Annotated in this window: 25 protein-coding genes and 1 pseudogene; 11 read left to right on the forward strand and 15 right to left on the reverse strand. The window is 73.8% G+C overall.

What is annotated here, in order from left to right:
- Positions 1–52: 52 nt before the first annotated feature.
- Together ACZ4MU_RS17320 and ACZ4MU_RS17325 are read left to right on the forward strand one after the other, a co-directional pair.
- A complete protein-coding gene (locus ACZ4MU_RS17320) occupies positions 53–1,015 on the forward strand; it encodes an electron transfer flavoprotein subunit alpha/FixB family protein (RefSeq protein WP_467876835.1) in 963 nt (320 codons plus the stop codon).
- Positions 1,016–1,175: 160 nt separating this feature from the next.
- Positions 1,176–2,474 carry a DUF6986 family protein gene (locus ACZ4MU_RS17325; RefSeq protein ID WP_467876837.1) on the forward strand — a complete coding sequence of 433 codons (1,299 nt, stop codon included), beginning with the start codon at positions 1,176–1,178 and terminating at the stop codon, positions 2,472–2,474.
- Positions 2,475–2,718: 244 nt separating this feature from the next.
- Here the strand turns inward: ACZ4MU_RS17325 and ACZ4MU_RS17330 are convergent, their stop codons facing one another.
- Positions 2,719–3,336 (reverse strand): hypothetical protein, encoded by a 618-nt coding sequence (locus tag ACZ4MU_RS17330; protein WP_467876839.1) that lies wholly within the window; start codon positions 3,334–3,336, stop codon positions 2,719–2,721.
- Between the two features lie 409 nt (positions 3,337–3,745).
- On the opposite strand from ACZ4MU_RS17330, the gene ACZ4MU_RS17335 reads away from it, so the two are divergent.
- Positions 3,746–5,452 carry a serine/threonine-protein kinase gene (locus ACZ4MU_RS17335; protein WP_467876841.1) on the forward strand — a complete coding sequence of 569 codons (1,707 nt, stop codon included), beginning with the start codon at positions 3,746–3,748 and terminating at the stop codon, positions 5,450–5,452.
- Positions 5,453–5,460: 8 nt separating this feature from the next.
- Here ACZ4MU_RS17335 and ACZ4MU_RS17340 read toward each other — a convergent pair whose 3' ends face one another.
- The gene (locus ACZ4MU_RS17340) at positions 5,461–6,498 is read right to left on the reverse strand and encodes a LacI family DNA-binding transcriptional regulator (protein ID WP_467876843.1); all 1,038 of its coding nucleotides are present in this window, start codon (positions 6,496–6,498) and stop codon (positions 5,461–5,463) included.
- Positions 6,499–6,681: 183 nt separating this feature from the next.
- Between ACZ4MU_RS17340 and ACZ4MU_RS17345 the strand changes: the two genes are divergently transcribed.
- A complete protein-coding gene (locus ACZ4MU_RS17345) occupies positions 6,682–7,644 on the forward strand; it encodes an ROK family protein (protein WP_467876845.1) in 963 nt (320 codons plus the stop codon).
- Positions 7,645–7,761: 117 nt separating this feature from the next.
- On the opposite strand, the gene ACZ4MU_RS17350 is transcribed toward ACZ4MU_RS17345, so the two are convergent.
- Complete coding sequence (locus tag ACZ4MU_RS17350; RefSeq protein ID WP_406555983.1) at positions 7,762–7,938, reverse strand: hypothetical protein; 177 nt, start codon at positions 7,936–7,938, stop codon at positions 7,762–7,764.
- A 240-nt stretch (positions 7,939–8,178) separates the two neighbouring features.
- On the opposite strand from ACZ4MU_RS17350, the gene ACZ4MU_RS17355 reads away from it, so the two are divergent.
- Entirely contained in the window at positions 8,179–9,216 is a 1,038-nt protein-coding gene (locus ACZ4MU_RS17355) for an NUDIX hydrolase (RefSeq protein ID WP_467877214.1), read from the forward strand.
- A gap of 25 nt (positions 9,217–9,241) precedes the next feature.
- On the opposite strand, the gene ACZ4MU_RS17360 is transcribed toward ACZ4MU_RS17355, so the two are convergent.
- Entirely contained in the window at positions 9,242–9,928 is a 687-nt protein-coding gene (locus ACZ4MU_RS17360; protein ID WP_467876847.1) for an MBL fold metallo-hydrolase, read from the reverse strand.
- Positions 9,929–10,050: 122 nt separating this feature from the next.
- Positions 10,051–11,415, reverse strand: coding sequence for a M20/M25/M40 family metallo-hydrolase (locus tag ACZ4MU_RS17365; protein ID WP_467876849.1), 1,365 nt, complete (start codon positions 11,413–11,415; stop codon positions 10,051–10,053).
- Positions 11,416–11,579: 164 nt separating this feature from the next.
- Between ACZ4MU_RS17365 and ACZ4MU_RS17370 the strand changes: the two genes are divergently transcribed.
- Positions 11,580–12,884 (forward strand): geranylgeranyl reductase family protein, encoded by a 1,305-nt coding sequence (locus tag ACZ4MU_RS17370; protein WP_467876851.1) that lies wholly within the window; start codon positions 11,580–11,582, stop codon positions 12,882–12,884.
- A 171-nt stretch (positions 12,885–13,055) separates the two neighbouring features.
- Here ACZ4MU_RS17370 and ACZ4MU_RS17375 read toward each other — a convergent pair whose 3' ends face one another.
- On the reverse strand, positions 13,056–13,520 hold the full coding sequence (locus tag ACZ4MU_RS17375) for a nitroreductase family deazaflavin-dependent oxidoreductase (protein WP_467876854.1): 465 nt from the start codon (positions 13,518–13,520) through the stop codon (positions 13,056–13,058).
- Positions 13,521–13,702: 182 nt separating this feature from the next.
- On the opposite strand from ACZ4MU_RS17375, the gene ACZ4MU_RS17380 reads away from it, so the two are divergent.
- Both ACZ4MU_RS17380 and ACZ4MU_RS17385 read left to right on the forward strand, forming a co-directional pair.
- Positions 13,703–14,404, forward strand: coding sequence for a TetR/AcrR family transcriptional regulator (locus ACZ4MU_RS17380; protein WP_467876856.1), 702 nt, complete (start codon positions 13,703–13,705; stop codon positions 14,402–14,404).
- Between the two features lie 92 nt (positions 14,405–14,496).
- Positions 14,497–14,682 (forward strand): annotated as a pseudogene (locus ACZ4MU_RS17385) (response regulator transcription factor); the annotation flags it as partial.
- On the opposite strand, the gene ACZ4MU_RS17390 reads toward ACZ4MU_RS17385, so the two are convergent.
- A complete protein-coding gene (locus ACZ4MU_RS17390; protein ID WP_467876858.1) occupies positions 14,643–14,930 on the reverse strand; it encodes a DUF6332 family protein in 288 nt (95 codons plus the stop codon). The pseudogene ACZ4MU_RS17385 and the gene ACZ4MU_RS17390 overlap by 40 nt on opposite strands.
- A 72-nt stretch (positions 14,931–15,002) precedes the next feature.
- Positions 15,003–16,490 (reverse strand): MFS transporter, encoded by a 1,488-nt coding sequence (locus tag ACZ4MU_RS17395; RefSeq protein WP_467876860.1) that lies wholly within the window; start codon positions 16,488–16,490, stop codon positions 15,003–15,005.
- A gap of 87 nt (positions 16,491–16,577) precedes the next feature.
- Between ACZ4MU_RS17395 and ACZ4MU_RS17400 the strand changes: the two genes are divergently transcribed.
- Complete coding sequence (locus ACZ4MU_RS17400; protein WP_467876862.1) at positions 16,578–16,979, forward strand: MarR family winged helix-turn-helix transcriptional regulator; 402 nt, start codon at positions 16,578–16,580, stop codon at positions 16,977–16,979.
- A gap of 66 nt (positions 16,980–17,045) precedes the next feature.
- Here ACZ4MU_RS17400 and ACZ4MU_RS17405 read toward each other — a convergent pair whose 3' ends face one another.
- Entirely contained in the window at positions 17,046–17,783 is a 738-nt protein-coding gene (locus tag ACZ4MU_RS17405) for a maleylpyruvate isomerase family mycothiol-dependent enzyme (RefSeq protein ID WP_467876865.1), read from the reverse strand.
- 209 nt (positions 17,784–17,992) lie between these two features.
- A complete protein-coding gene (locus ACZ4MU_RS17410) occupies positions 17,993–19,204 on the reverse strand; it encodes an MFS transporter (RefSeq protein ID WP_467876866.1) in 1,212 nt (403 codons plus the stop codon).
- Positions 19,205–19,354: 150 nt separating this feature from the next.
- Between ACZ4MU_RS17410 and ACZ4MU_RS17415 the strand changes: the two genes are divergently transcribed.
- Complete coding sequence (locus ACZ4MU_RS17415) at positions 19,355–20,569, forward strand: ROK family protein (protein ID WP_467876868.1); 1,215 nt, start codon at positions 19,355–19,357, stop codon at positions 20,567–20,569.
- Positions 20,570–20,672: 103 nt separating this feature from the next.
- On the opposite strand, the gene ACZ4MU_RS17420 is transcribed toward ACZ4MU_RS17415, so the two are convergent.
- Genes ACZ4MU_RS17420 through ACZ4MU_RS17435 form a run of 4 tightly spaced genes read right to left on the reverse strand, consistent with a single transcriptional unit; the run spans position 20,673 to position 23,141 of the window.
- Positions 20,673–21,569, reverse strand: coding sequence for a phosphotriesterase family protein (locus tag ACZ4MU_RS17420; RefSeq protein WP_467876870.1), 897 nt, complete (start codon positions 21,567–21,569; stop codon positions 20,673–20,675).
- On the reverse strand, positions 21,566–22,135 hold the full coding sequence (locus tag ACZ4MU_RS17425; RefSeq protein WP_467876873.1) for a DUF4865 family protein: 570 nt from the start codon (positions 22,133–22,135) through the stop codon (positions 21,566–21,568). The genes ACZ4MU_RS17420 and ACZ4MU_RS17425 overlap by 4 nt, the downstream gene beginning before the upstream one ends.
- Before the next feature lie 10 nt (positions 22,136–22,145).
- Positions 22,146–22,550, reverse strand: coding sequence for a (R)-mandelonitrile lyase (locus tag ACZ4MU_RS17430; RefSeq protein ID WP_467876875.1), 405 nt, complete (start codon positions 22,548–22,550; stop codon positions 22,146–22,148).
- Positions 22,551–22,577: 27 nt separating this feature from the next.
- On the reverse strand, positions 22,578–23,141 hold the full coding sequence (locus ACZ4MU_RS17435; protein ID WP_467876877.1) for a TetR/AcrR family transcriptional regulator: 564 nt from the start codon (positions 23,139–23,141) through the stop codon (positions 22,578–22,580).
- 8 nt (positions 23,142–23,149) lie between these two features.
- Between ACZ4MU_RS17435 and ACZ4MU_RS17440 the strand changes: the two genes are divergently transcribed.
- The gene (locus tag ACZ4MU_RS17440; protein ID WP_467877216.1) at positions 23,150–23,371 is read left to right on the forward strand and encodes a hypothetical protein; all 222 of its coding nucleotides are present in this window, start codon (positions 23,150–23,152) and stop codon (positions 23,369–23,371) included.
- A 114-nt stretch (positions 23,372–23,485) separates the two neighbouring features.
- On the opposite strand, the gene ACZ4MU_RS17445 is transcribed toward ACZ4MU_RS17440, so the two are convergent.
- Positions 23,486–24,022, reverse strand: coding sequence for an ATP-binding protein (locus tag ACZ4MU_RS17445; RefSeq protein ID WP_467876880.1), 537 nt, complete (start codon positions 24,020–24,022; stop codon positions 23,486–23,488).
- Between the last annotated feature and the right edge of the window lie 116 nt (positions 24,023–24,138).

Genomic DNA, 24,138 nt, shown 5'->3' on the forward strand with positions numbered 1-24,138 from the left:
GCAGAGCCCCAACTGCCCCCAGATTCTTCGCACTCGCAGGAGATTGAGTCCCATGGCTGAAGTTCTCGTCTACGTCGACCACGTCGACGGCGCCGTCCGCAAGCCCACTCTGGAGCTGCTGACGCTGGCCCGCCGCATCGGCGAGCCGGTCGCGGTCGCCCTCGGCCCCGGCGCCGAGGCCACCGCGTCCGCGCTGGCCGAGCACGGCGCCACCCGTGTCCTGACCGCCGATGCCCCCGAGTTCGCCGACTACCTCGTCGTGCCGAAGGTGGACGCCCTCCAGGCCGCGTACGAGGCCGTGTCCCCGGTCGCCGTGCTCGTCCCGTCCTCCGCCGAGGGCAAGGAGGTCGCGGCCCGCCTCGCGATCCGCATCGGCTCCGGCATCATCACCGACGCCGTCGACCTGGAGGCCGGCGACAACGGCCCGGTGGCCACCCAGTCGGCCTTCGCCGCCTCCTACACCACCAAGTCCCGCGTCTCCAAGGGCACCCCGGTCATCACGGTCAAGCCGAACTCGGCCGCCGTGGAGGCCGCCCCGGCCGCGGGCGCCGTCGAGGCCCTGTCGGTCATCTTCTCCGCGCAGGCCACCGGCACCAAGGTCGTCTCCCGCACCCCGCGCGAGTCGACCGGCCGCCCCGAGCTGACCGAGGCCGCGATCGTGGTCTCCGGCGGCCGCGGCGTCAACGGCGCCGAGAACTTCGCGATCATCGAGGCGCTGGCCGACTCGCTCGGTGCCGCCGTCGGCGCCTCCCGCGCCGCCGTCGACGCCGGCTGGTACCCGCACTCCAACCAGGTCGGCCAGACCGGCAAGTCGGTCTCGCCGCAGCTCTACATCGCCTCCGGCATCTCCGGTGCCATCCAGCACCGCGCCGGTATGCAGACCTCGAAGACGATCGTCGCGATCAACAAGGACGCCGAGGCGCCGATCTTCGACCTGGTCGACTACGGCGTGGTGGGCGACCTGTTCGACGTCGTGCCGCAGCTGACCGAAGCGGTGCAGGCGCGCAAGGGCTGACCTGCTCGTCCGTAGTGCCCCGGGGCCGCGTGGTGATCTTCGCCGCGCGGCCCCCGGCCGTTTCGGGCAACCATTGACGCGACGGGTACCCCTAACTAAATTCTGCTATGCGGATCGACGATTCCGTTCAGTGGAAAACCGAAGGTGTGGAGGGTGCAGGATGGGTCAACAGGAGAAGGTGGCGACGAGCCTCGCGGGCACGGTCAGCGAGGAGATCAGCGCCTCGCTGGCGGCCGTGGACGAGGAGCTCGCCCGCCGCTACCCGGGCGACCCCGGCACCCGCCAGCCCGTGCACACCGTCTACGTGCCCGGCGACCTCTTCGAGGCGGACACCCTGCGCTCCTGGGGCGACCGGGCGCTGGCCGCCCTCGACGAGCACGCCCCCGACGCCGCCTCCTTCGCCCGCGTCCTCGGCATCGCCGACGCCCTCGCCGGGCCCGTGTACGAGCGGGTCCGCGCCAAGCTGGAGCGCGAGCCGGTGGAGGACCTGCGCGTCGACTTCGAGGACGGCTACGGCCCGCGCCCGGACGCCGAGGAGGACGCCGCCGCCGCGCGCGCGGCCCGGCTGATCACCGAGGCGTACGCCAACGGCACGGCCGCCCCGTACATGGGCATCCGTATGAAGTGCATGGAGGCGGCGGTACGCGACCGCGGCATCCGCACCACCGACGTCTTCCTCACCGGCCTGATGGAGCACGGCGGTCTGCCGGACGGGCTCGTCCTGACCCTGCCGAAGGTGACCTACCCCGAGCAGGTCTCCGCCTTCGTCCGGCTCCTGGAGGCCTTCGAGAAGGCCCACGGCCTGCCCGCCGGGCGGCTCGGCTTCGAGATCCAGATCGAGACCAGCCAGTCGATCCTGGCCTCCGACGGCACCGCCGCCGTGGCCCGGATGATCGACGCCGCCGGGGGCCGCGCGACCGGGCTGCACTACGGCACCTTCGACTACAGCGCCTGCGTGGGCGTCTCCGCCGCCTACCAGGCCAGCGACCACCCGGCCGCCGACCACGCCAAGGCGGTGATGCAGGTGGCCGCCGCGGGCACCGGCGTACGGGTCTCCGACGGCTCCACCAACGTCCTTCCCGTCGGCCCCACCGCCCACGTCCACGAGGCCTGGCGCCTCCACTACGGCCTCACCCGCCGCGCCCTGGCCCGCGCGTACTACCAGGGCTGGGACATGCACCCGGGCCACCTGCCCACCCGGTACGCGGCGGTCTACGCCTTCTACCGCGAGGGCCTGGAGGCCGCCGCGGCACGTCTGGCGGCCTATGTGGCCAAGGCCGGCGGCGACGTGATGGACGAGCCCGCCACCGCCAAGGCGCTCAGCGGCTTCCTGCTGCGCGGTCTGGACTGCGGCGCCCTCGACACCGAGGAGGTCACCCGGCTGACCGGACTGACCCGCGAGGACCTCGACGGCTTCTCCTCACCGCGCCGGTCCGCGCTCACCGTCACGGCCCCGTAGCCGCGAGGCTGTCACCGCCGCCCCTGAGCCCGGCCCGTACACCTCGGTTGACGATTTGGGACGAAAAAGCGCCCGGCTGGAGTTCTTCCAGCCGGGCGCTCTCGTGAATGGTTCACCACATCTCGGTGGCCCGTACCGCTCACGTGACACCTGAGTGTGTCCTGGATCTTCTGTCACGGTCGGGCCCGTACTCCGTTCCTGACCGCAACTGGGTCACGGGCCTGTCGCTTGCCCGAGAGCCCGTTCAGCAGGGGAGGGTGGTCTTGCCGGCTGCTCCTGTGGCACCGGTGGTGCCGTCGGCCGTGAGAGTGGCCGCGGTGCCGTTGCCGCCGGGCTTGCCGGGGCACACCGGGCTGGCCGCGCCGCCGGCGCCGCCCCTGCCACCGGTGTGGCCGCCACCGACGATGGACGCGCCGCCGTTGCCGCCCTTGCCGCCTGCGATACCGGCACCGGCATCGCCTACGCCGCCCACTCCGCCCTTGCCGCCTGTACCGCCGAGCTTGGCCGCGCCGCCGAAGCCGCCGGCACCGCCGTTGCCGTTGGCGCCACCGGCCCCGCCGGTGCCACCCGCGCCTCCGGTGCTCGCGCTGCCGTCGCCGTTGCCGCCGGCGCCTCCGGTACCGCCGTTGCCGTTGGCGCCGGCCGCGCCCCCGGTGCCGCCGAGACCGCCGACACCGCCGTTGGTGCCTACGCCGTTGGCGCCGTTGGCGCCGGGGAACCCGAGGATGCCGAAGCCGGTGGCGGTGCTGGTGCTGCTCGTCTCGGCCGGGGCCGCCGCGGAGGCGAGGGTGGGGGTGAAGGCCAGGCCGGCCGCGGCGATCGCGGCGATCAAGACCGTACGGGGAACGAGGGTGGTGCGCATGGAGCGCATGATGTACGCCTTCCCTTTTGCTCAGTCGGAGAAATTCTCCGGCCGGCACTCATCAACCTAGCCGGGAAGACGCCCGATTCATCATAATGAATGATCCAATGACTTAAATGGCCTGATTGCTCAAATTCTGGCTTGAAGTTCTTCTTGTGTAAATATGGGGCTTTCCCGTGTGGTTGCAGGTCGCATCACGTGGGGACCGCCCACCACTCCTTGTCCGAGCGGGAGTTGCGGATTCCGCGAGGGGAAGCGCGTGCGTCCGCGCTTGAAGCCGAGAGCCTGTCTTTGACCCCGTCCGCGCCCTCGGCGCCCGGCACGCACCCGGCCTCCGGGCGGGCGACGGGGGTTCGAAGACAGGCTCTACCCTGGACGCGACCACCATCACCACAGGAACGGGGCAGCGGTGTCTTCGGGGGAGAACGACCGGCTTGCGGGCCGCTACCGGCTGATCGAACAGCTGGGCCGGGGCGGCATGGGCGTCGTCTGGCGCGCCCGCGACGAGGTGCTGGGCCGCGAGGTCGCGGTCAAGGAACTGCGCACCTACACGGACATGTCCGGGCCAGAACTGAGCGATCTGCGGCTGCGCATGCAGCGCGAGGCCCGCGCCGCCGCGCGCGTGCGCCACCCTGGAGTGGTCGCCGTGCACGACGTCACCGAGCACGACGGCCGTCCGGTCATCGTGATGGAGCTCGTCGAGGGGCCCTCGCTCGACGGGGTGCTGGCCGAGCGGGGCGCGCTGGACGCGCGCGAGGCGGCCGCGATCGGCGCCCGGGTCCTTCAGGCGCTCGCCGCCGCCCACCGCGCGGGCGTGCTGCACCGGGACGTCAAGCCCGGCAACATCCTGCTCGAAAACGGCGGCCGGGTGGTCCTCACCGACTTCGGCATCGCCGCCATGGACGACCCGGGCGACGGCTCGGCCACGCACCTGACGCGCAGCGGCGAGCTGGTCGGCTCCCTGGACTACCTGGCGCCCGAGCGCGCCCAGGGCCAGGACCCCGGCCCCGCCTCCGACGTCTGGGCGCTGGGCGCCACGCTGTACGCGGCGGTGGAGGGCTCCTCGCCGTTCCGCCGCACCTCCACCTGGTCCACGCTCTCCGCGATCGTGTCGGAGCCGCTGCCCGAGCCGGGGCACGCGGGGCCGCTCGCGCCCGTCCTGCGCGAGCTGATGCACAAGGACCCGGCCCGCCGCCCGGACGCGGACACGGCGGCCCGGATGCTGGCGGCGGTGGCCGAGGGCCGGGACGCGGCCGTCACGCCCGCGATGGACGCGCCGCCCGTCCAGGCGCCCGCCCCGGCCCCGCGGCCGGTGGCGCCGCCGCGCGAGGCGACCGTACGGGACGTGCTGCCGCACCGGCCGCAGGGTTTCGGGCCGCTGGTCACCCAGCAGCCCGAAGCGGAGCCCTCCGCGCGAAGCGGGCGCGCACGCGCCCTGGTGGCGGCGGGTGTCGCGGCCGTCGTCCTCACGGGCGCCGGTGTCACGTACGCCCTGGTGGGCACCGGGGACGACGACGGCACCCGGCAGCAGGCCGTCGGCTTGGCGTCCGGCGCGAGCCCCTCGGCGTCCGGCGCCCAGGACGGCACGGGCGGCGTGTGGGACGGCGGCGGTCCCGGCGCCGCGAGCCCCGGCCGGACCGGTGGCCACGGCCGCCCCTCCGCCTCACCCGGCGCGACCCGCCCCGCCAAGGACGGCGAGAGCGGCAAGGACGGCAAGCGCCCCGCCGGGAAGGGCGGTAGCGCCCCGGGCAGGGCGCCCACCGGCGGCCACGCGAGCGCCACCCCGGGCGGCGCCGGAGGAACGTCCGGCGGCGGCACCGGCTCCACTCCCGCCCCGTCCTGCCATCCCGGGGGCCCGGGCAAGTTCGACTGCCAGGTGTGGCGCACCGCGAAGAGCTACCGCCGTGACGGCGGTGAGGCGGGCGTGCTGAACGCGGGCACCAACTACTTCTACTGCCAGACCGACCTGGGCCGCCGCGAGACGTACGGGAAGTGGACCAACACCTACTGGGCGCGCACCGACGACGACAGCGGCAACACCAATGTCTACGTCAGCGTGGTCTACCTCAAGGGCGGCGCCGACAACGCCCCGGTGCCGGGGCTGCCGGTGTGCTGACCCGGGGGTCAGCCGGCGGCGGGCGGCCGGATCTCGCCCGACCCGCGCGCGATGAGGGTGGTGGGCAGCACCACGCGCGCGGGAGCCTCGTCGACGCCGTCGAGGCGGCGGAAGAGCCGTTCGGCCGCCGTGCGGCCGAGGGTGGCGGCGTCCTGCGAGACCACGGTGATGCCGAGCAGGTCGGCCAGCTCGATGTCGTCGAAGCCGACCAGCGCGACGGGGTGCTCCCGGCCCGCCAGGACGCGGACGACCGTCACGGTCACCCGGTTGTTGCCCGTGAAGACTGCGGTGACCGGCTCCGGGCCGCTCAGCATCGCCTCGGCGGCCTGTCGCACCCGCTCGGGCTCGGTGGAGCCGAGCGCCACCCATCCGTCCGCCACCGCGAGCCCCGCCTCCTCCATGGCCGCGCGGTAGCCGCGCAGGCGCTCGGTGGCGGTGTGGATGCGCGGCTGGTCGCCGATGAAGCCGATCCTGCGGTGGCCGTGCGCCACCAGGTGGGCGACGCCCTCGCGCGCGCCGCCGAAGCTGTCGGAGAGTACCGCGTCGGCGTCGATCCGCCCGGCCGGGCGGTCCACGAACACGGTCGCCACTCCGGCCTTTATCTCGGGTTCCAGATAGCGGTGGTCGCCCCCGGCCGGGATCACGATCAGCCCGTCGACGCGGCGGGCGCAGAAGGCCAGTACCAGCTCCTGCTCGCGGTCGGCGTCCTCGGCGCTGGAGCCGTTGATGAGCAGCGCCCCGTGCGCCCGGGCCACCTCCTCGATCGCGCGGCTGAGCGGTCCGTAGAACGGGTCGGCCAGGTCCTCGAGGACCAGCCCGATGGAGGCGGTCCGCCCCTTGCGCAGCACGCGCGCGCTGTCGTTGCGGCGGAACCCCAGCGCGTCGATGGCCTCCGTCACCCGGCGCTCGGTGTCCGGGGTGACCCCGGCCTCGCCGTTGACCACCCGGGAGACCGTTTTCAGCCCGACACCGGCGCGGGCGGCGACATCCTTCATGGTGGGCCGGATGCCGTAGCGGGGCTCATGGTGGCGGGCGGTCTCGGCCACGTGCGGTGTCCTGTCGTCGTCGGGGGCTCGGCGGGCCCGGGGCGCTGGGGGCGGGTGTCCGGGGCGGATCCGAGTGGATCGCGGTGTGGCGTCGAGCATAGGCCCTGGACAACGTTGTCAGGGGAATGGAGACTGTTCATCAGACCGGCTCGACACCCTCGCCCACCAGGAGATCCGACACCGATGCAGACCGACCTCGTCGCCGCGCTCGACATCGGCGGCACCAAGATCGCCGGAGCGCTGGTGGACGCCGGCGGCCGACTGCTCGTCCGGACCCAGCGGGCGACTCCCGCGCGGGAGGACGGCGAGACGGTGGCGCGGGCCGTGGACGAGGTCCTCGCGGAGCTGGCCGGATCCGCACTGTGGGGACGGGTGGGGGCGCTGGGGGTCGGCAGCGCGGGCCCGGTCGACGCCTGCGAAGGGACGGTCAGCCCGGTCAACATCCCCGGCTGGCGCGGGTTCCCGCTGGTGGAGCGGGTGCGGGCGGCGACCGGCGGGCTGCCCGTCGAGCTCGTCGGCGACGGGGTGGCGATGACGGCGGCCGAACACTGGCTGGGCGCGGCCCGCGGCTACGACAATGCCCTGTGCATGGTCGTCTCCACCGGGGTGGGCGGCGGACTGGTCCTCGGCGGCCGGCTCCACGCGGGCCGCACCGGCAACGCCGGTCACATCGGCCACATCAGTGTCGAACTCGACGGTGACCCCTGTCCGTGCGGGGCGCGCGGCTGTGTGGAGCGCATCGCCAGCGGCCCCAACATCGCCCGCCGGGCCCTGGAGAACGGCTGGGCCCCCGGACCGGACGGCGACGCGTCGGCCGCGGCCGTGGCCGCCGCGGCGCGCGCCGGGCACCCGGTAGCGCTGGCCTCGTTCGAGCGGGCCGGCCAGGCGCTCGCGGCAGGCATCGCCGCGACCGCCACCCTGACGGAGATCGAGATCGCCGTGATCGGCGGGGGAGTGGCCGGGGCGGGCGACGTCCTCTTCGACCCGCTGCGCCGCGCCCTGCACGACTACGCCACCCTCTCCTTCGTCCAGGGCCTCAAGGTCGCCCCCGCCCTGATGGGCACGGACGCGGGCCTGGTCGGTGCTGCGGCCGCCGCGACCAGCGACCCGACGAGTGCTCGCCGGGCGGTGCGGGCGGGTAGGTGACTGCTCATCTCCTTCCCGCGCTTCCAGGCCGGATGAAACGATTCGCCACCCTTTTCCTCATTTTCCCCGGACACGCGACCAGGGCGCGCTGGTCACCTCGGCCCTGAACACGCGGAGTCAGTGGGCGGGCTCCGGTGCGTACTGGCGGACGACCACCAGGAACGCGTCCGACTCCAGGTCCATCACGACCTCCGCCGGAACGCCCTCGTCGCGGCGGTCGCGCGCGAACTCCTCGGCGGGCCAGCTGCCGCGCGGGCCACCCGCGGGAAAGCGCTCCAGCACAGTACGGCGCATCCGCCGCACCCCCTCACTCTCTTCCGGCACACGCCCAACGATGTTCCCGTCGAATGCGTTACGGCCCCCGTGACCGGTGCTCGGGGAGAAGGACGCCGCGGGCGGCCGGGAAGGCCCGGGTGGATCTGCAACAAGGGCGCCACAGTTGTGTGCAAGATCAGGACGCCCGGTTCCGCCCCGGCGATTCCGTGGCACTCTGTTGCGGGCAATCCACTGGGTGCTATGGAAGAGGGGGAAACCGTGATCGTCTGGATCAACGGTACGTTCGGCGCGGGCAAGACCAGTACCGCGCGCGAACTGGTCGACCTGATCCCCAACAGCACGTTGTACGACCCCGAGGTGATCGGCGCCGTCCTGAAGCACCTGCTCCCGCAGAAGCGCCTCGCGGAGGTCGGTGACTACCAGGACCTGCCGAGCTGGCGGCGGCTGGTGGTGGAGGGCGCGGCCGCGCTGCTCGCCGAGGTCGGCGGGGTGCTCGTGGTGCCGATGACGCTGCTGCGGCAGGAGTACCGCGACGAGATCTTCGGCGGCCTCGCCTCCCGTCGCATACCCGTGCGGCATGTGCTCCTGACACCTGAGGAAACGATCCTGCGCAGCCGGACGGCCGCCCGGGTCGAAGTCCCCGACGACCCCGAGGCGAGCGAGCGCTGCCGCCAGTGGGCCTACGAGCACATCGAGCCCTACCGGGCGGCTCTCGGCTGGCTCGCCCGGGACGCCCACGCCATCGACAACAGCGCCCTCACCCCGCGCCAGACCGCCGAGCGCGTCGCCGAGGCCGTACGCACCGGAGCCGCGCCCGTCAGCGAGATCGTCCAGACCCCGGAGCCCACCGCCGAGACGCTCGCGGCCGGGGTGCTGCTCTTCGACGAGAGCGACCGGGTGCTGCTGGTGGATCCGACGTACAAGCCGGGCTGGGAGTTCCCCGGCGGGGTGGTGGAGCGCGGTGAGGCGCCCGCGCGGGCGGGCATGCGCGAGGTCGAGGAGGAGATAGGGATACGGCTCGACCGCGTGCCCCGCCTCCTGGTCGTCGACTGGGAGCCGCCCGTCCCGCCGGGCTACGGCGGGCTGCGGCTGCTCTTCGACGGCGGCCGGCTCGACAGCGCCGAAGCAGGGCAGGTCCTGCTGCCGGGCGCCGAACTGCGGGACTGGCGGTTCGTCGGCGAGGAGGAGGCGTCCCGGCTGCTGCCGCCCGCCCGCTACGAACGGCTGCGCTGGGCGCTGCGGGCCCGGGAGAAGTCCACGGTGCTCAACCTGGAGGCGGGGGTGCCGGTGGGCTGAGCGCCCGGGCCCGCGGCGCCGGCCGTCAGTCCTGTTCCGCCGCCTCGCGCAGCACCCTCGCCGCGTCCCGCGTCAGCGGGTCCCCGTGCCCGAAGCACGCCACCGACGGGGCGAGCGAGGCCAGACGGCGGAAGGAGTCCCGGGCGCGGGCGCGGTCCACGTTGAAGACGCCGAGCATCACCCGGCCCACCCCGGCCACGCAGTCACCGGTGAAGAGCACGCCGTGGCGCGGCAGATGGACGCCGATCGAGCCGTCGGTGTGGCCGGGGGAGTGGACCACCACCGCGCCACCGCCGAAGTCGAGCACCTCACCGTCCTCGACCTCGCGGTCGACCCGCGTCGGCGGCGCCTCGGGCACCGTCAACCCGTGCTCGTACAGGGGAAGTTCCCAGTCGAGCAGGTCCGGCTCGGGTACCGGGATCTCGCCCCGGATCACCGGCGCGTCCAGCCGGTGCGCGACCACCTCGGCCCCGTACCGGGCGGCCAGCTCCCCGGCCGCGCCGTAGTGGTCGCGGTGGCCGTGGGTGACGACGATCCGGCGGATCGCGGCCGGGTCGAGGCCGAGCTCGCGTATCGCCTTCTCCATGGGGGCCGCGGCGTTGATGTCCCCCGCGTCCACCAGCGTCAACCCGTCCCCGTCGCGCCACAGATAGGCCTGGCCGATGGGGAAGCGGAACATGTGCAGCTCGGGTGTGACCCGTACGAGATCCATGCGGCGACCGTACGGCGGCGCGGACGGCCGCCGCACGGATCTACGCTCTGCGCGATTCCGCCCAGAGCGTCACGCCCCGGCCCGGAGCCTCACTCCGGTCCGGGGCGTGATGTAACGGTTCGTCAGGCCTGCTGGGAGCGCGCGTAGTTGAGCAGGAAGTGCGCCTCGGCCACCGAGAGCCGCTCCAGCTCCTGAGGCGAGACGCTCTCGTTCACCGCGTGGATCTGCGCCTCCGGCTCGCTCAGCCCGATCAGCAGGATCTCGGCCTTGGGGTAGAGCGCGGCCAGCGTGTTGCAGAGCGGGATCGAGCCGCCCATGCCCGAGGACTGCATCTCCTCACCCGGGTACGCGATCCGCATCGCCTCGGCCATCGAGGTGTACGCCGGGCTGGTGATGTCCGCGCGGAACGGCTGGCCCTGGCCGACCTGCTCGAAGGAGACCCGCGCGTTCCACGGAGTGTGCTTCTCGATGTGGGCGAACAGCAGCTTGGTGGCCTCCGCCGCGTCCACGCCCGGCGGCACCCGCAGGCTGATCTGGGCCCGTGCGCTCGCCGGGATCGACGGGGTCGCCCCCGCCACCGGGTGGCAGTCGATCCCGATCACCGTGACGGCCGGACGCGCCCAGATGCGGTCGGCCACCGTGCCCGTACCGGGCAGCCCCACCCCGTCCAGGACCTTCGCGTCCTTGCGGAACTCCTCCTCCGGGTACTGCAGCCCCTCCCACGAGGCGTCGGCCGACAGCCCCTCGACGGCCGTCTGTCCGTTCTCGTCCCGCAGCGAGTCCAGTACGCGGATGAGGGCGGCCAGCGCGTCGGGAGCGGCGCCGCCGAACTGGCCCGAGTGCAGGTTGCCTTCGAGCGTGTCGATCCGCACCCGGATCATCGTCATACCGCGCAGCGTCGCGGTGACCGTCGGCAGACCGACCCGGAAGTTGCCGGTGTCGCCGATGACGATCGCGTCGGCCGTCAGCAGCTCGGGGTGCGCCTCGGCGTACCGCTCCAGACCGCCGGTGCCCTGCTCCTCGGAGCCCTCGACGATCACCTTCACGGAGACCGGGACGCCGCCGTTCGCCTTCAGGGCGCGCAGCGCCAGCAGGTGCATGATGAAGCCGCCCTTGCAGTCGGCGGCCCCGCGCCCGTACCAGCGGCCGTCGCGCTCGGTCAGCTCGAACGGCGGGCTCAGCCAGGCGGACTCGTCCAGCATCGGCTGGACGTCGTAGTGCGCGTACAGCAGGACGGTGGGCGCGCCCGCGGGGCCGGGCAGGAAGCCGTAGACCGACTGGGAGCCGTCCGGGGTGTCGAGCAGTGCGACGTCCTGGAAGCCCTCGTCGCGCAGCGCCCCGGCCACCCACGCCGCGGCCGCCTCGCACTCGCTCCTCGGCGCCACCGCCTCGTCCGCCACCGATTGGAACGCCACCAGCTCCGTGAGCTCCGCCTGGGCGCGGGGCATCAGTGAGGCGACGGTCTCGGCGATCGGATTCGCGGTCATGGGCACGCTCCTCGTGGGTGCGACGTTGAAGTACGTGTACGCAAGTGCACGTGAATGTATGACGAAGGTAGAGCCGATCCTCCCACAGGGTGGACAGGCCCCACCGCGCCGTAGGATGCCGTCGTCAGCTTGACCACGGGTCGGATCAGGAGCAGAAGCCCATCGTGAGCAGCGAGAACGCAGATGCCGGGACACAGCCGGAGGAGCCGCAGGAGTCGTCCGTGTGGGATGTCGTCGTGGTCGGCGCCGGACCCGCGGGCGCCTCGGCGGCCTATGCGGCGGCGGTCGCGGGCCGGCGGGTGCTCCTCCTGGAGAAGGCCGAGCTGCCCCGCTACAAGACATGCGGCGGCGGCATCATCGGACCCTCGCGGGACGCCCTGCCGCCCGGCTTCGAACTGCCCCTGAGGGAGCGGGTGCACGCGGTCACCTTCTCCCTGAACGGCAGACTGACGCGCACCCGCCGCTCCCGGCGGATGCTCTTCGGCCTGATCAACCGGCCGGAGTTCGACGCCGCGCTGGTCGAGTCGGCCCAGAAGGCGGGCGCCGAGCTGCGTACGGGAGTGACCGTGCAGCGCGTCGAGCAGCACGGCCCGGCCGTGCCCGACCGGCGCACGGTGGCGGTCGTCCTGGCCGGCGGCGAGACCGTCCTCGCGCACGCGGTCGTCGGGGCCGACGGCAGCGCGAGCCGGATAGGAGCCCACGTCGGCGTCAAGCTCGACCAGGTCGACCTCGGCCTGGAGGCGGAGATCCCGGTGCCGGCGACGGTCGCCGAGGACTGGGCGGGCCGGGTGCTCATCGACTGGGGCCCGATGCCCGGGAGTTACGGCTGGGTCTTCCCCAAGGGCGACACCCTCACGGTCGGTGTGATCTCGGCCCGGGGCGAGGGCGCGGGCACCAAGCGGTATCTGGAGGACTTCATCGGCCGGCTGGGCCTGGCCGGTTTCGAGCCCGCGATCTCCTCGGGGCATCTGACGCGCTGCCGCAGCGACGACTCGCCGCTCTCGCGCGGGCGGGTCCTGGTGTGCGGGGACGCGGCGGGGCTGCTGGAGCCCTGGACCCGGGAGGGCATCTCGTTCGCGCTGCGCTCGGGGCGGCTCGCGGGGGAGTGGGCGGTGCGGATCGCGGAGGCGCAGGACGCGGTGGACGCCCGCCGCCAGGCGCTGAACTACGCCTTCGCCATCAAGGCGGGCCTCGGTGTCGAGATGGGCGTGGGCCGGCGGATGCTGGCGCTCTTCGCGAAGCGCCCGGCGATGTTCCACGCCGCGCTCACCGGCTTCCGCCCGGCCTGGCGGGCGTTCGCGGACATCACCCGCGGCACGACGACCCTGGCGGGCCTGGTGCGTACGCACCCGATGGCGCGGCGCTTCCTGGACGCGGTGGACCGCCGCACCCAGGGCCGCGCCGCGGCGCCCCAGGAGACGGCCACCGCGCCGGAGGAGAAGGCGGTCACGGCGGAGGACAAGGTCTAGGCCGGGGGCGAGGGCGAGGCCTTGGGGGGGCCGGGCCGCCCTGGACTCCCTCGGTCCGGAGGATCCGGGTCCGAGTCGCGGGGGGCTGGGAAGGTCCGGGTCCGGGTTTGGCCCGGTCAAAATAGGGCCGGGGCCGGGTCCGGGACGCATGGGCCGGGGCGTCGGTTCCGTTCAGGCTTCGACGGTGATGCGGAAGACCGGATGGTCGGGCGCGGCGGCGAGCAGCTCGTCGTCGCTCGACTTCGCCGTCACGCCCTTGAAGTACTGGTTCACCTCCCACCCCCAGCGCTCCAGATAGGTGCGCAGGACGGCGGCCTTCTCGGCGTCCGGGATCTCCACGGCGGTGAAGGCGCGGACCTTGCGGCCCACCCGCAGCTCACCGCCGCCCGCCGCCCGCATGTTGCGCACCCACTGCGAGTGCCCGCGGGCCGAGATGAGGTACCGCTCGCCCTGGTACGTGTGCGGGTTGACCGGCACCCGCTGCATCTGCCCGCTCTTGCGGCCCCGCACCGACAGCTCGGCGGTTCCGGCCAGGCTCATCCCGTGCCGGGCCAGCCAGCCGATGGCGCTGTTGAGCCGCGTGGCGAAGCGACCGGCCTTCCGGTAGTACGGCTGCGCGCTGGACATCGACGACATCGGGAACTCCCGGGGGCTGCGGTGCTGCTTCGTTTCGAGAGCACTGCTCTCGCTTGAGAGCAGTGTGCACGGAAGCGGCGCTCCAAAGCAAGAGCAGCGCTCTCGAATGTATCCGGGGGTGCGTTGACCGGATCACCGCTCTCGTTCCGGTGCACTGCTCTCCGCCATGGCAGAATGGCCCCATGAGCACCGTCCAGGGCGCCCGAGCCCGCGCGCGTACCGAGATCACCGCCGCCATCAAGGACGAGGCGAGAAAACAGCTCGCCGCCGAGGGCGCCCCCAAGCTGTCGCTGCGTGCCGTCGCCCGCGAGCTGGGCATGGTCTCCTCCGCCCTCTACCGCTACTTCCCCAGCCGCGACGACCTCCTCACCGCGCTGATCGTCGACGCCTACGACGCCGTGGGCGAGGCAGCCGAGCGGGCGCTCGGCCGGGCCGCGCCCACCGATGCCCCGGCCGAGCGCTGGGTCGCCGTCTGCCGTGCCGTACGGACGTGGGCGCTGGCGCACCCGCACGAGTACGCGCTCATCTACGGCTCGCCCGTGCCCGGCTACACCGCGCCCCAGGCCACCGTCGGCCCCGCCTCGCGCGTGGCGCTCGTGCTCATCGGGATCGTGCGCGACGCCCACCAGGGACGGGGCATCGCCGTCCCCCGGCCCGCGCCCGGACTGCGCGCCGAGGGCGAGCGGATGGCGGCCGACTTCGCGCCGGGGCTGCCCCCGGCGGTCGGCCCCGCGCTCGTCGCCGCGTGGGCGCAGCTCTTCGGGCTGATCTCGTTCGAGCTCTTCGGCCAGTTCCACCGCGTCGTCGAGGAGCGGGACGCGTTCTTCGCGCACGCGGCCGCCGGGCTCGCCTCCTCGGTGGGACTGGTACTCCCCGGGGAGTAGCCGCGACCACCACGCCCGGCTGACGCCCGGGCGGCGCGCCCGGGGACGGCGTGGCCCGTAGGGAAGAGCAGTAACCGGCGCGCCCCGCCGGGGAGGTGATGGCCCTGGTCGGGATCGGGCTCTCCGACGAGGAGATCGCGCGCCGCCTGGTCGTCAGCCCGCTCACCGTCAAGACCCACGTCAGCCGCACCACGGTCGAACCGGGCGCCCGCGACCGGGCCCCACTAGCGGTGCCGGCCTATGAGTCGGGGCTGGTGCGGCCGGGCCGGCTCGGCTGACGGGGGCCGCCGTCGCCCGCGTAGGAGAAGCGCCACAGGACGCGCGCGGTCCTGGCGACGAAGGCGAGCACGGCGGCGGCCGCCCCGGCGAGCAGCAGCAATCCCCGTGCCGGATGGCCCAGGCCGAGGAGGAAGACGGGTCCGGCGACCATGCCGAAGGCGAGCAGGGCGGCAACGGAGGCGGTCACCACCGCGTACATGATCTCCACGGTGATGGCGTCGCGTTCGCCCTGGCTTCGGTGGCTCATGGGAGCAGTCTTCGCACAGATGCGGCCGACGGGCAAGAAGCACCCGTCGGCCGCACTTCCCCCGTGGCGGCGTCAGTCGCCTACGGCGACCTTCGCGGGCTCCTGTGCGGCGGCCGGCTCCGGGGCCGCCCCCGCCACGACCAGCGTCTGCCGGTCGGGCTTGGCGCGCAGTCCGGTCAGGGTGATGAGGAGGCCGACGAGCGCGATGCCCGTCACCACCATCAGGCCGGGCCGGAAACTGTCGAGCAGGTCCTGCGGGGAGTCGCCCCGGTCGCCCGCGGTGATCACGGCCGTCACCACGGCCAGGAAGATCGCGCCGCCCACCTGGATGGAGGTGTTGAGCAGACCCGAGACCATGCCCTGCTCGCTGTCGTCCACGCCGGTGGTGGCCTGGATGTTGAGCGAGGGGAAGACGAGCGCGCAGGCCGCGCCGAGCAGCAGCATCGACGGCAGGATGACCGCCGCGTACTGGGGGTCGAGGCTGATGCGCAGGAACAGGGCGTACGCGAGGACCAGTGCCGCGAAGCCGATGGCGATGATGCGCGGGGTGCCGAAGCGGTCGACGACCGACCCGATCTTCGTCGAGGAGAGGGCGACGAGCACACCGGCGGGAAGGAACGCCAGCGCGGTCTGGAGCGCGGTCCACTGGAGGACCGACTGCATGTACTGGGTGACCATGAACTGGAAGCCGACGTAGGAGCCGAAGAAGGCGGCGGCGCCCAGCTGGGTGCGCACCTGCGTGCCGGAGCGCAGGACGCCGAGCCGGATCAGCGGGCTGGCGGTGCGCTGCTCGATCCGTACGAACGCGGTGAGCAGGACGGCGACGGCGAGGAAGGACAGCAGTGTGCGGGCGGAGGCCCAGCCGGCCTCGGGTGCCTGGACGACGGTGTAGACGAGCAGCAGCATCGAGCCGGTGCCGGTGATGGCGCCGGGGACGTCGTAGTGGCGCTTGCCTTCGCCGCCGGGGCTGCGGGGGATGAGCTTGAGGCCCGCGACCAGGGCGATCACGGCGACCGGCGCCGGGAGCAGCATGGTCCAGCGCCAGCTCAGCTCGGTGAGCAGACCGGACAGGACCAGGCCCATCGAGAAGCCGGTGGCGGCGCAGGTGGTGTAGATGGAGAGCGCGCGGTTGCGCTGCGGGCCCTCCTTGAACGTCGTGGTGATGATCGAGAGGCCGGCCGGGGCGGTGAAGGCCGCGCTGAGGCCCTTGATGAAGCGGCTGGCTATCAGCAGCGGTCCCGAGTCGACGAGCCCGCCGAGCAGCGAGGCCAGCGCGAAGACGCCGAGCGCGATGAGGAAGACCTGGCGGCGGCCGAGGAGGTCGGCCGCCCGGCCGCCGAGGAGCAGCAGGCCGCCGTAGCCGAGGATGTAGCCGCTGACGATCCACTGGAGCGTGGAAGTGGTGAGGTCCAGGTCGCTGGCGATCGAGGGCAGGGCGACGCCGACCATGGAGACATCGAGCGCGTCCAGGAACATCGCGGCGCAGAGCACCAGCAGGGTGCCCCACAGCCGCGGGCTCCAACGCTCTTGAGTGGACTGGACGTTGAGCGGAGAGGTCATGCGGAGCAGACTACATGCATATGCATCGAGTGCAAGCGCATTTAATTCCGGTGCAACAAAGCGCGTCATTTCTGCTAACGTGCGGTCATGGCGGCCAAGAAGTCCGAGCGCGTGCTGGTGGACGAGTGGCGCGGCATCCTCGCGGTGCACGCGCGTACGACGTGCGAGCTCGATCGCGAGCTGCACCCGTACGGGATCGGAGCGAGCGACTTCGAGGTGCTCGACGTGCTCGTGGAGGGGTGTGCGGAGGACGGCGGTACGGCGTTCCGCGTCCAGGATCTCGCCTCGCGCGTCCATCTCAGCCAGAGCGCCCTGTCCCGCCTGATCGGCAGGCTGGAGAAGGAGGGCCTGGTCACGCGCGGGATGTGCAGCGAGGACCGGCGGGGCGTCCGGGTCATGATCACGGACAAGGGCCGGGCACGGCACACCGACGTACGGCCGCTCCAGCGCGCGGTGCTCGCCAAGATGCTGGCGGACCCCTCCGCCTGACGTTCGCGGTACGGGGGCGGTGCCCCGGCCGCCCGCGCCATGCCCCCGCCCCCGTCGGTCCCGTCCTCAGATGACGCCGGACTTCTCCCGCCACAGCGCGGCGAGCGAGTCGTCGCCGGTCACGGCGAGGCGGGAGAGCGGCAGCCGGTTCCACAGCGTCAGATACAAGTCCTGCGCGGAGCCGCTGAGTTCACAGTCGGCGGGGCCTTCGTCGTCCCGGACCGCACGCGGCACCCCGTCCGACAGGTGCACGGTCCACACCGCGTCCGTGTCCGTCGCCCGGACGCGAAGGGCGCGCGGCGTCGAGGTGCGCACCCGGCTCTTCTCCCGGGCGTGGAAGCCGAGGAGCAGCTCGTCGACGCCGTCGACGGCGAACTCCGGCTCCGGCGCCGTGAAGCCGCCGCCCCGGGCCGACTCGGCGTCCACCCGGTGGACGGCCGTCTCGTGCGCCTGTCGGCGGGCCCAGAACGCCGGCGGGGAGGGCGCGGGCAGGAAGTGCCAGCACTCCAGGTCCTCCGGCGCCGCGCTCAGCGCCTCGACGAGCGCGCGGTGGCCCAGGCCGAACCAGGCGAGGAGTTCCGGGCCGTCCAGATCGGGCTCCGCGCCCATGGGGTGGAACTCGGTGTAGCGCTCGGTGAGGAACGCGGTCGCCCAGCGGTGCACCACCCCGGTGTGCCGCAGCAGATCCCGCACCTGCCACTCGGGGCACGTCGGAACAGGCGCGTCGGTGCCCGCCGCCTCGGCGGCCCGGGCCAGCAACCGGCCCTCGCGGTCGAGGGTGTTGATGAAGTCAGGGGTGTCCATGGCGGGATTCTGCCAGGGAAGCGGTCGGATGAGCTGATCATTCTTCTCGTCCGGGGCTCACGCGGGACGCGGGTGGGCGCCGCCCCGACGGCGGATCCGGCCCGGAGGCTCCCGCGGTCCCGCGTCGGCTCGCGCAGCCCTGCGTCCGGCTCCCGGGCGTCGGCCACCCCGTGGCGAGGTGCCGGCCCGTGGCACCCGCCGTCCGTCCCTCAGGCTCCCGCGGTCGCGTGCCGTGAGCCGTACGCGATCAGGGCCGCCGCCGCCGACAGCGCGGCCACCGTCGTCAGAGCCACGGGCAGCGAGGACCACTGGGCCAGAAAGCCGATCGCGGGCGGGCCCAGCAGCATGCCGCCGTAGCCCAGGGTGGACGCGGCGGCGACCCCGCCGGGTCCGGCCAGCGCGCCCGCGCGGGCCACCGCGACCGGGAAGATATTGGCCAGGCCCAGGCCCATCACCGCGAATCCGGCGAGCGCGAGCCACACGTTCGGCGCGAGCGCGCCGAGCAGCATCCCGGCCGCGGCCGTGGCGCCGCCCGCGACGAGTGCGCGGGTCTGACCGAGGCGTTCGAGCAGGAAAGTACCGCTGAGCCGGCCCGCCGTCATGGCCAGGGCGAAGAGGGAGTAGCCGACCGCGGCGACGCCGGGGGCCGCGTCGAGGTCCTGCTCCAGGTGGAGCGCGCCCCAGTCCGCCATCGCCCCCTCCCCGTACGCCGTGCACAGCGCGATCACGCCGAAGAGGAGCACCAGCCGTCGGGCCCGGCCGTCGGGCCGCGTTCCCCGCGCGTGCGGGGTCGCGGTGTGGGCGGGAGCCGGGTGGCGGAGCAGGACCGGTCCCGCGAGGGCGGTGACCAGGAGGCCGAAAGCGGTCAGGGTGAGCAGGTGCGCGGTGGGGGAGAGGCCGCCCGCGACCAGCGCGCCGATACCCGCCCCGAGCATCCCGCCGAGGCTGAACGCGGCGTGGAAGCTGGGCATCACCGGGCGCCGCAGGGCGGCGACCAGGTCGACGGCCGCACTGTTCATGGCGACGTTGATCCCGCCGTACGCGGCGCCGAAGAGCAGCAGGACCGCGCCCAGCGAAAGCGCGGAGTGCGTCTGTGCCGGAAGGGCGATGGCGAGCGCCATCAGGGCGGCGCAGGCCACCGTCACGGGGTGGCTGCCGTAGCGCCGGCAGAGCCGGCCGGTGAGCACCATCGTCACCACGGCGCCCGCCGAGACGCCGAGCAGGGCGAGGCCCAGATCACCGGCCGAGGCGCCGGTCTGCTGCTTGATGGCCGGGATACGGACCACCCAGCCGGCGAAGAGGAATCCGTCGAGGGCGAAGAACACGGTCAGGGCGGTGCGGAGGCGGAGCAGGGAGGGCGCGGGGGTGTGCGCGCCGGGTCCTGCCGGGAGGGCCGTCCGCACTTTGTTTAGTAGCGGCACAAACTCAGGATAGGGGGCGTCGGCCCCCGCATACAACCCGTTTCCCCCTCGGTTCCCGTCCGCCGGGGCGACCGGCGGGTGAGCGGCGGGTGAACGGGGGCCGGTGCCGGAGGGAATGACTCCGTGCTGGATCATGGGAGACTCGCCCCCATGAACGGCAAGGCGACGCACACCAGGACGAGACTGGACCGGGGCCGCGGGGCACTCGGGCCCGCGCTCGAACTGGTCCACACCGGCCGCGCGCCCACCCGCGCCGTCCTCACCGCCGAGCTGGGCGTCACCCGGGCCACCGCCGGGGCGGTCGCCGCCGAACTCGAAGCGCTCGGCCTCATCCAGGTCGACTCCCGCCCCGGCGCCGCCGCCGGTTCCCAGGGCCGCCCCTCGCACCGCCTCGCCGTCAACGACTCGGGTCCCGTCGCCCTCGCCGCACAGGTGCACGCCGACGGCTTCCGCGCCGCGCTCGTCGGCCTCGGCGGGCGTACGGTCGCCACCGCCCCCGGCTGCGTCACCGTCTCCGCCGACCCGGCCCAGGTGCTGGGCGAGGTCGTCGAGGCGGGCGCGGAACTCCTGCGCGGCAGCGGGCTGCGCTGCGTCGGCGCGGGCCTGGCCGTGCCCTCGGCCGTCGCCGAACCCGACGGCACCGCGCTCAACCCGCTGCACCTGGCCTGGCCCGCCGGGTCCCCGGTCCGCGAGATCTTCGCCGAGCAGGTACGGGCGGCGGGCATCGAAGGCCCCGCCTTCACCGGCAACGACGTCAACCTCGCCGCCCTCGCCGAGCACCGCCACGGCGCCGGGCGCGGCGCCCAGCACCTGCTGTGCGTGGCCACCGGGCACCGCGGCGTCGGCGGCGCGCTCGTCCTCGACGGCCGTCTGCACACCGGGAGTTCGGGCCTCGCCCTGGAGGTCGGCCACCTCACCGTCAACCCCGAGGGCCGCCCCTGCTACTGCGGCGGGCGCGGCTGCCTCGACGTGGAGACCGACCCGCTCGCCTTCCTGACGGCGGCGGGCCGCGACCCCGGCCCCGAGGTCTCGCTCCTGGAGCAGTCCCGTGAGCTGCTGCGCACGGAGTACGAGGACGTGTCCGTGCGCGGGGCCGCCGAGGAGCTCGTCGACCGCCTGGGGCTGGGCCTCGCCGGGCTCGTCAACATCCTCAACCCCGACCGGATCATCCTCGGCGGGCTGCACAAGGCCCTGCTGGAGGCGGACCCGGACCGGCTGCGGGCCGTCGTGGCCGACCGCAGCCTGTGGGGCCGCAGCGGCGGCGTGCCGATCCTGGCGTGCTCGCTCGACCACAACAGCCTGGTGGGGGCGGCCGAGTTGGCGTGGCAGCCGGTGCTGGACGACCCGCTGCGGGCGCTGGGCTGACGCCGTCCGGCCGCTGAACGTGCGGGGCCGGACGCGTCCCCCACGGCATGCGCGCACGGTGCGGGGCCGCAGTCGCCCCCTGGCGCGCGGCCGCTCGCGCCCCCTATGGCGTGCGCAGCGCGAACGCCCGCGCCGGGTTCGCCACCAGCACCCGCTCCACCAGCTCCTCGCCCAGGGCGAGTTCGAGCCCGGGCCGCACCCGGCGCAGCAGATACGGCATGCCCGGCGTGTCCGGGGTCACCGTGTCCCCGCCGAGCAGCAGCCGGTCCGCGAACCCCGCGTCGGCGAGCGCCTCCAGCGCCTGGGGCATCCGCCAGTCCGTGGCGTGGTTGGCCCGGGACGGCCCGTCGAAGCCCAGATAGGCGCCCTCGGCGGCGGCCTGCCGGTGGACGGTGAAGTCGGGTGAGCGGTTGAGGTGGCCGAGGATCACCCGGTCCGGCGCGACCCCCGACTCCCCGCAGAGCAGGTCCAGTACGTCCAGGGCGCCGGTGCCGAGTTCCAGGTGCACGGCGATGGCCGCGCCCGTGCGGCGCTGGGCCTCGGCGGCGGCGCGCAGGGTGAGCCGGGCGTGCGCGTCCAGTCCGTGGAACCCTCCCGCGACCTTGATCAGCCCCGCCCGTACGCCGTCCGCGCCCGCCACTCCCTCGGTGATCTCGCGCACGAACAGCTCGGCGAGCGAGTCGCGTACGGAGTCGAGCAGCTCGGGCGCGTAGTGGACCGCCTGGTGCAGTCCGGTGGCGGCCACGATCCGGACCCCCGTCCGCCGGGACAGCTCCGCGAGCCGGTCCGCCCGGCGCCCCATTCCGTACGGTGTCCACTGCACCACCGTGCCGCCGCCGAGGTCGCGGAAGGCGGCGAGGCGGGCCGTCGCGTCGTCGGCGTCGTCGAGTTCCTGGCCCGGGAGCAGCGGGCTGCGGATGAAGAGGTGGTCGTGCGCGTCCACCACGCCGAGCCGGCAGGCCGGCACATCGCCGAGCACGGTCCGCACGAAGCCGCTCACCAGTTCCGTCCCCGGGTCAGGCCGGCGCGCTCGGGCGCCGAGAGGTGCAGCACCTCGAACCGGTCGCCCGGCGCTGACGGCACCTCCTGCTCCCAGAGGGTGAAGCGCAGCAGCTCCCAGCGGCGCGGGTCGACCGCCACCGCGCTCGCCACCGCCCCCGCCCCGGCCGACCGCTCCAGTTGTCCGGCCACGAAGTCGGCGGGGCGTACGTCCCGCGGCATCGCCAGGCGCTCGCGCGTCGCGGAGCGGGGCACGGTCCCCGCCGCCGGCCCCTCCTCGTACGACAGGCCCATCCAGTGCTGGACCTCCGGGCGGCCGAAGTCGTCGACGATGCCCTGGAAGCCGGGGCCCCACAGGAAGGAGTTCATGCCCTCGGGGGTGTTCCAGAGGTAGAAGGGCGCATAGGCGTTCACCGGGGAGCCGGCGCCGCGCTCGCGGATCAGATACGCCTTCAGGCCCAGGCCCGGGAAGGCGTCGAGGAGATGGCCCCGGGTGGCGACGCGGGTGCGGATGATGTCCATGTCGTAGTCGGCGGGCAGGGTGATCTCGTATTGGAGGGCGTGCACGGTCTACTCCTCAGGAAGGGGTCGACGGGTGGGCGTCGGCGTCGACATGGCGGCCCCAGTCCACCGTGGTGCCGTCCGGCGCCGCCTCGACGACCGCGAGATGGGTCATGAACGTGTGCGGCCCGGCGCCGTGCCAGTGCCACTCGTCCGGCTCGATCCAGACGGTGTCGCCCGCCCGGACCGGCTCGACGCGGCCGCCCGCGCGCTGCACCAGGCCCTCGCCCTCGGTGATGTGCAGGACCTGGCCGTGCGGATGGCGGTGCCAGGCGGTGTGGGCGCCCGGGGCGAAGTGGACGCTGAACATCCGCAGCCGGGACGGGGACGGCGGCGCGGCGATCTCGTCCAGCCAGACCGTGCCCGTGAAGTGCTCGGCCGGGCCTCGCGCGCTGGCGGGACGCTGACGGGTGACATGCATGGGTGCTCCTCGGCGACGGTCGGGCGGTCAGGCGGTACGGGGCGCGAGCAGGGCGAGCAGTCCGCGCACGCCCGCGTCGAAGGCGGCGGGCGAGCCGGACGCGCGCGCCAGGACATAGCCGCCCTGGACGGTCGCGACCACCGTCGCCGCGACCTCCTCGGGCACCAGCGGAACGGCGAACTCGCCCGCGTCCAGACCCTCCTGGACGATCGCGGCGAGCCGCCCGCGCAGCCAGTCGATCGTCTCGGTGACGGGCGCGCGCAGCTCCTCGCTGGCGAGGACGTCCGGGTCCATGGTCAGCCGCCCCACCGGGCAGCCGCGCAGGACGTCACGCTCGCGCAGCAGATAGCCGCGGACGCGTTCGTACGCGGTGCCCTCGCCCCCGAAGGAGGCTTCGGCGCTCGCGCGCAGCTCCTCGGCGGTCCGCCGGATGGCGGCGAGCGCCAGGTCCGGCTTGCCCGTGAAGTGGTGGTACATGCTGCCCTGGCCCGCGCCCGCCTGCTGCTGGATCGCCTTGGGGCTGGTGCCGACGTAGCCCCGCTCCCACAGCAGCTCCCGGGTGGCCTCGATCAGACGCTCTGGGGTGCTCATGATCCGTACTGTACATACTAGTAGGTACAGAATCCAGGGCGGCGGGTCCGGGCCGGGCGGGGGAGCAGTCGTCCGTGCCCGGCCTGCTCCGCGAGGGGTTGCGCGACCGGCCGCCGCTCGCCGTGCTCGGCCGCGGTTTCGCCGCCGGTGAGATCGGCGAGGAGGAGCGCCGGCGCCGGCTCTCCGTCCTGGACGAGGAGTTCGGCCGCCGCGCGAGTGATGCGGCCTGACCGCCGCGGCGCGACCGCCCGGCCGGACGCGGCACGGGCGGTCGCGGGTCACAGCGAGAAGCGGGCCGGCCGCCACCGCGCGGTCCGGCCCGCCCGCCTGGTCCGCCCGCCCGGTCAGCCCGCGGCGGGCAGCCGTGCGGGAGTGCGCGGATGGCCGCCGCGGCCGTCGGCGCGCACCAGGGCGGGCCGCTTGTGCAGGCACGGCCCCGCCGTCTTCGTCCCGTAGGCCGGACGGGGCGGCAGTGCCACCGGGGACGGCGGCGCGGGAAGCGTGAACCACACGGTCTTGCCCGCGGCGCCCCGTGGGCGCACGCCCCAGCTCTCACTGACCGCCGCGATCATCGCGAGTCCGCGGCCGTTGGTGGCGAACGGGTCGGTGCTGCGGACGGTGGGCATCCGCGGGTCGTGGTCGTGGACGGACACCGTGAGCCGGTCGCGCAACAGCTCGATCTCCACGGTGCAGAGCTTGTCCGGCTGGGCGTGCCGGTGCACGTTGGTCAGCAACTCGGTGACGCCCAGCGCCGCCTCGTCTATCAGAGGATCGAGATGCCAGTAACGCAACTGTGCTGAAACGATTCTGCGGACCTGTCCGATCCGCGACGGCAGGGCTTGGAGCTCCACCGTGCAATGCCTGCTCGACTGGCTGATCACGGCTGCGACTCCCCGATTGAGGTCCGGAAGAAGCTTGTCTGTCCGGCGGGCTGGATCACAGCGTGACCGCCGGTAAACCCTGAGTGATGTGAGACCAGCGTGGCTCAGGGAGGGAC

This window comes from Streptomyces sp. NPDC026377 (assembly GCF_055567715.1).